A 9285-nucleotide genomic window follows, 5' to 3' on the forward strand; every position below is an offset into this window, starting at 1 on the left:
GTCGCTGGCGCAGGTGCTGTGTTTGCTGGGGGTGCGTCCCCAGCCGGATGCCCTGGGGCGGGTGAACAAGGTGGAGCTGATCCCCTTGGAGGAGCTGGGGCGGCCCCGCATTGACGTGGTGGTCAACTGCTCCGGCGTGTTCCGGGATCTCTTTGTCAACCAAATGGCCCTCCTCGACCGGGCGGTAAAGCTGGCGGCCCTGGCCGATGAGCCGCTGGAGCTGAACTATGTGCGCAAGCACGCTCTGCAGCAGGCCAAGGAGCTGGGGCTGACGCTGGAGCAGGCGGCAACGCGGGTCTTTTCCAACGCTTCTGGCTCCTACTCGGCCAACATCAACCTGGCGGTGGAAAACAGCTCCTGGGAGGACGAGAGCGAGCTGCGGGAGATGTACCTCTCGCGTAAGTCCTTTGCCTTCGGATCCAATCTGCCCAACCAGCAGATGCGGCAGCTGTTTGAGGCCAGCCTGAAGACGGTGGACGTGACCTTCCAGAATCTGGATTCGTCGGAGATCAGCCTGACGGATGTCAGCCACTACTTCGATGCGGATCCCACCAAGCTGGTGCAGAGCCTGCGCCCGGACGGCAAGGCCCCCTCGGCCTACATGGCGGATACCACCACGCCCAGCGCCCAGATCCGCACCCTGAGCGAGACGATCCGCCTCGATGCTCGCACCAAGCTGCTCAACCCCAAGTGGTACGAGGGCATGCTCAAGCACGGCTACGAAGGGGTGCGGGAGATCGCCAAGCGGCTGGTGAATACCTCCGGCTGGTCGGCCACGGCGGGAGCGGTGGACAACTGGATCTACGAGGAAACCAACGAGACCTTCATCAAGGACGAGGCGATGCGGCAGCGCCTGATGAACCTCAACCCCCACTCCTTCCGGCGCATCGTCGGCACCCTGCTGGAGGTGCACGGGCGTGGCTACTGGCAGACTTCCCAGGCCAACATCGAGCGCCTGCAGGAGCTGTACCAAGAAGTGGAAGACCGGATCGAGGGGGTGGAGTAGAGGCCAAAAGGGATCCCTGCCGATCGTTGCCGTTGCCACTGGAAGAGGGGTGAGGGAGTTCTACCCCAGCAACCCCGACCAGCGTAGGTAGGCCTCGATCAGGGGGGATCCCGCCAAGGCGGCCACGGCGCCGCCTAGAGCCAAGTAGGGGCCGAAGGGGATGGGTTTGCCCAGGCGGGCCCTTCCCCCGGCCATGGCCAGCAGGCTGCCCAGCAAACCAAGCCCAGAGCCCAAGATGAGGGCCACCAACACCCCTTGCCAGCCCAGCCACATGCCGATCAGGGCCAGCAGCTTACCATCTCCTCCGCCCATGGCCTCCCGCCGCAAAACCCAACGGGCGACAAAGCCAATGCCTTCCAACAGCCAGATGCCCAGCACGGCGCCCGCGATCCCGGCCACCAGTGACCAGCCCATGGCGGCCAGGGATCCCGACCCTTCCAGCCAGGGCAGCGCCAGGCGGGCCAGCAGCCCCGCCAGCAGGCCGGAGCGGGTGAGCGACTCCGGCAGCCAAAACGTATCCAGGTCAACCAGGGCCAGCGCCAGCAGCCAGCCCAACAAGACACAGGTGAGGAGCCCGCGGGGAGAAAATCCCAAGATGGCGATGCTGAGGCCGAACAGCCCCATGGTCAAGGCTTCAACGGCAGGGTAGCGCCAGCTAATCTGCGCCCCGCAGTGGCGGCAGCGGCCCCGCAGCAGGAACCAGCCCAGAATGGGGATGTTCTCCATCGGGCCCAGGGGCGTCTTGCAGTGGGGACAATGGGAGCCGGGATGGAGCAGAGAAAGACCTTGCGGCAGGCGATAGACCACCACATTGAGAAAGCTGCCCACACAGGCCCCCAGCACCAACACCAGCACCCAGACCAACAGGCGCAGCTCCCAGGTGCTGGCAAGGAAGTCCACCATCGCAGCCGTCCACAGGGAGAAAAAGAGGCTTGCTCTGCTATCGTAGGCGCCTAGGCTCGGCTTGGGCAGAAGGGCCTCAGCGGAGCGGCTCCAACTGCTGCAGCGGAATGAAAGTTTCTTGGGGCAGCAGGATGGGAAACTCAGAAAAGATCAGATCCCCTCGCAGGGTACGGCGATGGATGACCACGCCCCGCGGCGGCTGCTCCAGCACCTCCGGTCGATACTGCAAATGGTATTGATAGATCTGGCGAGCTGCTTGCAGCAAAGCGCTGTCCATGTGCGGTTTCCCCACCTCGCAAAGCCCACTATCACCCTAACGACCCTGCCAAGATTCTCTGGGATCCCTAACGTTCTGTCCGCCCCTTTTGAGCATTTTTAGAAACGCTTAAGCTTCCTTAAGAGCGGCGGATCCCTTGAGCTAGACGCTCACTCCTTTGACCAGAGGCGGGCCGATCCGCCTCGCCTCTCGGTAGCTTAAACCCTAGGATATCGCCGTCAAGAGCCAGTGGGCCATCTTTCCCAATTCTTAAACTTGCAAGAGGAAGGATCTGGAGGGTGCGTTGCCCATCTGGCGGGAGCATGCGGCTGGTGGCGAGCGCCAGCCCTAGGCCGGATGCAGTTTGCCTCTGTCTTGCGGGGTCGGCAACTGGTCAAGGTTAAGACAACGCCATGGATCCCGCCTGAGCGCGAGAGTACAGTGGGGGCAAAAGCGCTGAAGAGGGATGGAGAGAACCTATCTGCTGGGGCTGGGCTGGATCCTGGGCCTGTTGCTGCGGGCCTGGCCGGCGGCGAGCGGCTGGAGCTGGGGGATCCCGCTGGCTTTGGGATTGGCGGGATCGCTGCTGTACCGGCGACGACCGCGCTTGGCCCGCACCTGGCTGGCGATGGGGCTGGTGGGGTGTCTGGCCTGGGCCTACCTGGGCTGGCGGCAGCCGGTTCCCGGCCCGACGGATATCAGCCTTCTGGCCCCGCAGCGGCAGATGAGCCTGGTGGGCACCGTTCTTTCGGAGCCCCGCCCCACCCGCAGCGAGCGGCGGCAATTTTGGCTGGAGGCGGAGCAGGTGCTGGAGGCCAACCAAACGGCCCGCCAGGTAAGCGGCAAGCTCTACGTCACTGCCAGCCCTGAGGCTCTCCCAAGCCAGGATCTCCATCCCAACCAGCGGGTGCGCCTGACGGGATCCCTCTACCTTCCCAGTCCCGCCTTAAACCCGGGCAGCTTTGACTTTCAGGCCTATCTGCAGCGGCAGGGGGCTTTTGCCGGCTTCATCGCCCGCGAGGTGATCCCCCAGCCGGGGGGAAGGGGCTGGGGAGGTTGGGTGCTGCGGCGGCGGGTGCGGGAGGCGTTCATTGCCGGGCTGGGGGAGCGGCAGGGGAACCTCTTGGCTTCCTTGGTGCTGGGATCCCGGGCTGCCCAGTTGGATTTTGATTTGCAGGATGCCTTTCGAGAAGTTGGCCTGGCCCATGCGCTAGCGGCCTCTGGGTTTCACGTGTCGCTGCTGGTGGGGGTGGTGTTTGTCCTAACGCGGCGGCTGGCGGTACGCCTGCAGCAGGGGATCCTCCTGGCGGTCTTGGGGATTTACCTGGCCTTGACGGGCTTTACCCCTTCGGTGCTGCGGGCGGCGGTGATGGGGGCAGCGGCCATGCTGGTGTTGACGGAGCCAAGACTGGAAGGAAAAGTTAGGCTTAACCCCCTGGGGACGCTGCTGGTGGCGGCGGTTTTGCTGTTGATCTACCAGCCGCTGTGGATTACCGATCTGGGGTTTCAGCTCAGCTTTGCCGCCACCCTGGGCCTGCTGGTGGGGGCAGGGCCGATTGGATCCCGGCTGGACTTTTTGCCGCCGGCGGTGGCCACGGCTCTGGCCGTTCCGCTGGCCGCCCAGATCTGGACGCTGCCGCTGCAGGTGGCCATCTTTGGCCGCATCCCCACCTACTCGCTGCTGGCCAACCCGCTGCTGCTGCTTCTCTTGGTGCCCCTGCTGGTGGCGGGGTTTGGGGTGGCTTTTGTGGCCTTGCTCTGGCCGGGGCTGGGATCCCTGCTGGCCCGGCCCTTGACGTTTTTGATCACGCCTTTGATCAACTGGGTGGGCTGGATGGCCAGCTGGCCCCTGAGCTCCTACTACACCGGCAGGGTCTCGCTGCTCCAGTGTCTACTTCTCTACGGGGCGCTGGTGGCTTTGACCTTTTGGCCCCGCTGGCGGCGGGCTTTGCGCTGGCAGGGCACTGCTCTGATAATGGCCGCCATCCTCTTGGGGCCAAGGCTGTGGCCGGGGCCACCGGTCGAGATCACCGCTTTGGCCAGTGGCCGCCTCCCCGTCCTGGCCATCCAAGCCGAAGGACGCCACCTCTTGCTCAACAGCGGCGATCCCCGCCTGGCCGAGCGCACCGTGTTGCCCTTTTTGCGGCAGCAGGGCCTGCGCCGTCTGGAGGGGGCGGTGGCCATGACCTCTGCCGGCTCGGCCAATGGGGGCTGGGAGATCCTGCTTTCAGCTTTCTCCATCGGGCAGTTCTGGGACGGGGGCGGCGTCAATGCCGCCTCGGACAGCTACCTGCGCTCTCTTAGCGCCGTGCAAGCTGCCGGGATCCCCTATCAAGTCTTGCGGCCTGCCGACCGGATCCCCTTCTCGGAGCGGCTGAAGCTGCAGGCCGTCCACACCAACCCCTTGGTGTTGACCTTGGAGGCCGAGGGATCCCGCTGGCTGCTCTTGGGATCCGCCGGCCCCCCTGTCCAGGCGGAGCTGACCGGATCCCCCTTGCTGCCGGCCCAGATCGACTGGCTGTGGTGGGATGGGGGATCGCTGATCCTGGACTTGCTGGAGCGCTTTCAGGTGCAGGCGGGCATCAGCTCCGGCCCTGTTGGCGAAGCAGTGACCACCTGGTTTCGGCAAAAGCAGCGGCCCCTCTACATTGCCGAGCGCGTTGGAGCAGTAACCTGGTCGCCCCGGGGCGTGCAAACCCTGCGGGCGCCACTGGACGGATAGGTGGCTTGGGGGAGAAGGGCTTAGGCGACAGCTCAAGGCTGGATCAAAAGTTACTCTCAAGCTAGCCTTCCCACTAAGCCCACGACAAACCAACAGGCAGGACTGGATGGCAGCCAAGAAAACCGACACCAAACGCCCAATCGAATCCTACGAGCACCGCGACAAAGAGCGTGTCAATAATCCACCTGTGGGGTTGGTGACGCCCCAGACTGACCCGGATGCCGGGCAAACGAAAAAGCGCTATGCCTACGATCCTCACCTCGACCCGCAACTGGTCTGGGCCGGCAAGGCCGAGCACACCTCGTTCGCGGTGCCGACGATCTCGCTCCATGTCCACGAGCGCATCGACCCCCGTACGATCATCGAGGCGGTGAAGAAGCGGAACGGCAGCGGCGGCGCGGAGCAACTCAGCCTTTTTGAAGAGGAACGCCGAGAGCCGCTGCGCCAGGCCGTCGAGTTCTACCAGCACAAACACGGCTGGACCAACCGCCTCATCGCTGGCGACTCGCTCCTGGTGATGAATTCGCTCCTGGAAAAAGAGGGCATGGCGGGCAAAGTGCAGATGATCTACCTCGACCCGCCCTACGGCATCAAATACGGCTCTAACTTCCAGCCCTTCGTCAACAAGCGCGACGTCAAGGACGGCAAAGACGAGGATTTAACCAGCGAGCCAGAGCAAATCCGCGCCTTCCGCGACACCTGGGAGCTGGGCATCCACTCCTACCTCACCTACCTGCGCGACCGGCTACTGCTGGCGCGAGAACTCCTCACCGAAAGCGGCAGCATCTTCGTGCAGATCGGCGACGAGAACGTCCATCTGGTACGCTGCTTGATGGATGAAGTGTTTGGGGCGGGGAATTTTGTGCGACTTATCACGTTCGCTAAAACCGGCAGCATGGTATCCAACGAGTTAGGCCGGACGAGTGATTATCTGAATCTGGTATGCCAGGGATAAAAAATATTTGAAATATCGCCAGTTGTATTCTGAAAAGCTGCCTGATGCCTTCTATAGTAATGTGGAGCTACCCGACGGTACCGTGCGAAAGATTACCCGGGCCGAGATGGTCGATCCGTCGCTGTTGCCAGCGGGAGCAAAGGTCTTCCAGCTCGTAAGCCTGGAGAGCTCGGGGCCGCCGGGCGAGGATACGCCGCTCCAATTTAAGGAAGAGACCTTCAGACCGAACAAGAACAGCCATTGGAAGCTGATCTACCCCGATGGCATGGAGGCGTTGAAACGCACGGGTCGCGTGACTAAGGATGGCAGCAAACTTCGATGGAAATATTATATCGACGATTATCCGCTCAAGGTCTTGTCTGAGGTCTGGGACGACACGGCCGGATTCAATCCTGAGCAACGATACGTGGTTGAAACGCGTACGAAGGTTGTAGAGCGCTGCCTCCTGATGGCTACCGATCCAGGCGACCTAGTGTTTGACCCGACGTGTGTGCGGAAGGGGACGCGAGTGTGGTGTGTGCGGGATGGGGGCAGCCCCCCTATTGTCCCCCCGCACGCGGGGGGACGCTCCCTCCCCGTTTACGGGGAGGGCTGGGGAGGGGCTAGCCGGGGAAGGGCTGGTCGAGGAGAGGCCAACCAGGAAGAGGCCACACTGATCCCCATCGAATCCATCCAACCTGGCGACTGGGTTCTGGGGCATGACGGGCAACCGCATCGCGTCGTGCGCGTGATCCGCCGGCCGTACCGCGGCAAGATGATCGGCATCCGCCACGAAAAAACTGACGCGACGCTCTGGCTCTCTGCCGACCACAAGGTGCTCGCCAAACGCCGCCCGCGCTCACTGGGAGGGCATAACGACTGGTCGGGCATTCCCCGGGGGTTGCGCGGGCGAAGCAAAATGCTGCGGCGTGAAATGACCCCGCCGGAGCGTAAGCTGTGGACGGCGCTGCGCAACAACCAAACCGGTTTCGCCTTCCGACGCCAGCATCCCATCGGTCGGTATATAGCAGATTTTTACAGCCGCGACGCCCAACTTGTCGTCGAGGTGGACGGCGTGCTGGCCCACAGCAGCGAAGAGGCACTGGCTCACGATCAGGCCCGCGATGCCTATCTCCGCGAGCTGGGCTTGGAGGTGCTGCGCGTCCCGGCCAGGGAGGTGCTGTCCAATCTGGAGGGCGTTTACGAAACCATTCGACACGCCTGCCAACTTCAGCTCAGCGTCGAGAAGGCCGAATGGGTGGAAGCGCAGGACCTGGATGTGGGGGATTGGGTCTTCTTTGGTCCGCAGCGGGTCGCCGTGCGCATCGCCGAACTCCACACGCAAGAAACCGAAGAGGAGTTGTATGACCTGGAGGTAGAAGACGCGCACTCTTTCATCACGGAGCTGTGCGTCGTGCACAATTGCGGCAGCGGCACCACCGCCTACGTTGCCGAGCAGTGGGGCCGGCGCTGGATCACCTGCGACACCTCACGCGTCGCGATCACAATCGCCCGCCAGCGGCTGATGACTGCGGTTTTCGACTACTACGAACTGGCGCACCCGCAGGAGGGCGTCGGCTCCGGCTTCAAGTACAAGACCGTGCCCCATGTCACGCTCAAGTCCATCGCCAATAACCCGGAGATCGACGGCATTTACGCGCGGCTCCATCCGGCAGTGGCAGCGGCCCTTGCTGAGCTGAACGCTGCGCTTCATGGCCAGCCGGTCAAATTCCAGGTCACCCAAGGCGGTCGGGCCGGCCAGTTCGTGGACTTCGCCGCACCCGATGAAGCAACCTTCACCATGCCCGCTGGCCAGGTGGTCAAGGTCAACGAGCTGGTGGAATGGGAAGTGCCCTTTACGTTTCCTGCCGACTGGCCGGAAAAAGCGCGCGAACCCTTCGAGCGTTTCCATCAAGCCCGCCGCACCCTCCAAAAGGAGATCGACGCCGCCATCGCCCGCCATGCGCCGCAGGAGACGCTCTACGACCAGCCCTTTGTGGACAGGAAGAAGGTGCGCGTCACCGGCCCCTTTACGGTTGAAGCGGTGCCGGCACCGGCGGTCAAGTCGGTGGACGAGATTTTGGAGGAGAAGCCGCAACCTGCCGATACGTCTATTACCCGCTCCGGCGAGACCCTGCGCCAGGCCGAATGGCGTGACGAACTGCTGCGCACCGGCATTCGCGGCAAGAACGGGCAATACATCCGCTTTGCCCGCCTAGAGCCCCTGCCCGGTTGCCGCTGGCTCCATGCCGAGGGGGAAACGCGGCCAAGCGACGAAGGGGCAAATACCGTGCGCGAGACGGCGCCAGCCTACGATCCCATGCGCGTGGTCGTCTCCTTCGGCCCGGAATATGGCCCGCTCGAGCAGCGGCAAGTTGAGCATGCCTGGCAAGAGGCGCGGATGCTCAGCCCACAGCCCAAACTGCTGATCTTCGCCGCCTTTCAATTTGACCCCGAAGCAGCAAAAGATATTGACGAGATGAAGCCAGAGCTGGCCGGCATGCAGTTCCTCAAAGTCCAAATGAACGCCGACCTACTCACCGACGACCTCAAAAAGAAGCGCGCCAGTAACGAATCCTTCTGGCTCATCGGGCAGCCGGATGTGGAGCTGCGCAAAGCCGAAGATGGCTGGTTTGTGGTTGAGGTACACGGTTTCGACTACTACAACACCAAGACCGGGGCCATCGAATCGGGCGGCAAGGACAAGATTGCCATGTGGATGCTCGATACCGACTACGACGGGCGCTGCCTCTACCCCCGTCAGGTCTTCTTCCCGATGGCGGGCGAGAAAGAAGGCTGGGCGAAGCTGGCGCGCAATCTCAAGGCCGAGATTGACGAGGACCTCATAAAAGCCTATAGCGGTACGGTGTCGTTGCCCTTCGCACCGGGCGAGCACAAGCGCATTGCCGTCAAGATCGTGGATGACCGGGGCATTGAGAGCCTGAAGGTAATGGAGTTGCCAATATGATCGATGATCAAACCTTGCAAGAGATCGTCCGGCGTATCGTGGCAGCGGCCCAGCCCAGCCGCGTACTCTTGTTTGGCTCCTATGGCCGCGGCGATGCCGACGCGGGTTCCGACCTAGACATCATGGTGATCAAACCAGAGGTGTCTGATCGGTACGCCGAAATGATTCGTTTGCACGAAGCGGTGGGCGATATGGGCCCAGGGTTGGATATCCTCGTTTATTCCGAGGCGGAATACCAGCGGCGCAGCCGTGTGCCAGGCACCGTGCTGTACTGGGCGCGCAAGCAGGGAAAAGACCTCTATGAAGCCGCATCTTGAGGAGGCTTGGCGGTTGTTGCGCCTAGCGGAGCGCGACATCAAAGCCTTCGAAGTCCTCAAAAAAGCGCCGGATGTTCATCTCTCCATTACAGCCTGTTAAGAGCTCAAGGGGTACAATAGCAGCACTTAGCAAACCAACTTCGGAAGGAGGATGGATTGATCAGTAGTAAAGAAGTCTT

The 9285-nt window shown here is 62.7% G+C and carries 7 protein-coding genes; 5 read left to right on the forward strand and 2 right to left on the reverse strand.

The genetic code is table 11. The features are described 5' to 3' along the window. Positions 1 to 1006: cobaltochelatase subunit CobN (locus tag NW809_RS08275; RefSeq protein WP_414401922.1), on the forward strand; the 1006-nt coding region annotated here is incomplete at its 5' end. A gap of 60 nt (positions 1007 to 1066) precedes the next feature. Here NW809_RS08275 and NW809_RS08280 read toward each other — a convergent pair. Together NW809_RS08280 and NW809_RS08285 are read right to left on the reverse strand one after the other, a co-directional pair. After that, positions 1067 to 1909, reverse strand: a complete 843-nt coding sequence (locus tag NW809_RS08280) for a prepilin peptidase (RefSeq protein WP_011430174.1) — start codon at positions 1907 to 1909, stop codon at positions 1067 to 1069. A gap of 76 nt (positions 1910 to 1985) precedes the next feature. After that, on the reverse strand, positions 1986 to 2186 hold the full coding sequence (locus NW809_RS08285) for a hypothetical protein (protein WP_041438278.1): 201 nt from the start codon (positions 2184 to 2186) through the stop codon (positions 1986 to 1988). Between the two features lie 445 nt (positions 2187 to 2631). Here NW809_RS08285 and NW809_RS08290 point away from each other — a divergent pair, with 445 nt between their 5' ends. From NW809_RS08290 to NW809_RS08305, 4 genes are all read left to right on the forward strand, one after another. Continuing rightward, positions 2632 to 4887, forward strand: a complete 2256-nt coding sequence (locus tag NW809_RS08290) for a ComEC/Rec2 family competence protein (protein WP_414401923.1) — start codon at positions 2632 to 2634, stop codon at positions 4885 to 4887. A gap of 106 nt (positions 4888 to 4993) precedes the next feature. Next, positions 4994 to 5842, forward strand: a complete 849-nt coding sequence (locus NW809_RS08295; RefSeq protein WP_206336851.1) for a DNA methyltransferase — start codon at positions 4994 to 4996, stop codon at positions 5840 to 5842. A 7-nt stretch (positions 5843 to 5849) separates the two neighbouring features. After that, positions 5850 to 8789 carry a DUF559 domain-containing protein gene (locus tag NW809_RS08300; RefSeq protein ID WP_414401924.1) on the forward strand — a complete coding sequence of 980 codons (2940 nt, stop codon included), beginning with the start codon at positions 5850 to 5852 and terminating at the stop codon, positions 8787 to 8789. Then, positions 8786 to 9106 (forward strand): nucleotidyltransferase domain-containing protein, encoded by a 321-nt coding sequence (locus tag NW809_RS08305; RefSeq protein ID WP_011430170.1) that lies wholly within the window; start codon positions 8786 to 8788, stop codon positions 9104 to 9106. Before NW809_RS08300 ends, NW809_RS08305 begins: the two co-directional genes overlap by 4 nt. The last annotated feature ends 179 nt before the right edge of the window (positions 9107 to 9285 follow it).

This window comes from Synechococcus sp. WC101, from assembly GCF_047461555.1.
Lineage (GTDB): Bacteria > Cyanobacteriota > Cyanobacteriia > Thermostichales > Thermostichaceae > Thermostichus.

Coding starts and splice junctions, on each gene's coding strand:
- NW809_RS08280 (WP_011430174.1), bottom strand. CDS start 1,909: ATGGTGGACTTCCTTGCCAGCACCTGGGAGCTGCGCCTGTTGGTCTGG.
- NW809_RS08285 (WP_041438278.1), bottom strand. CDS start 2,186: ATGGACAGCGCTTTGCTGCAAGCAGCTCGCCAGATCTATCAATACCAT.
- NW809_RS08305 (WP_011430170.1), top strand. CDS start 8,786: ATGATCGATGATCAAACCTTGCAAGAGATCGTCCGGCGTATCGTGGCA.
- NW809_RS08290 (WP_414401923.1), top strand. CDS start 2,632: ATGGAGAGAACCTATCTGCTGGGGCTGGGCTGGATCCTGGGCCTGTTG.
- NW809_RS08295 (WP_206336851.1), top strand. CDS start 4,994: ATGGCAGCCAAGAAAACCGACACCAAACGCCCAATCGAATCCTACGAG.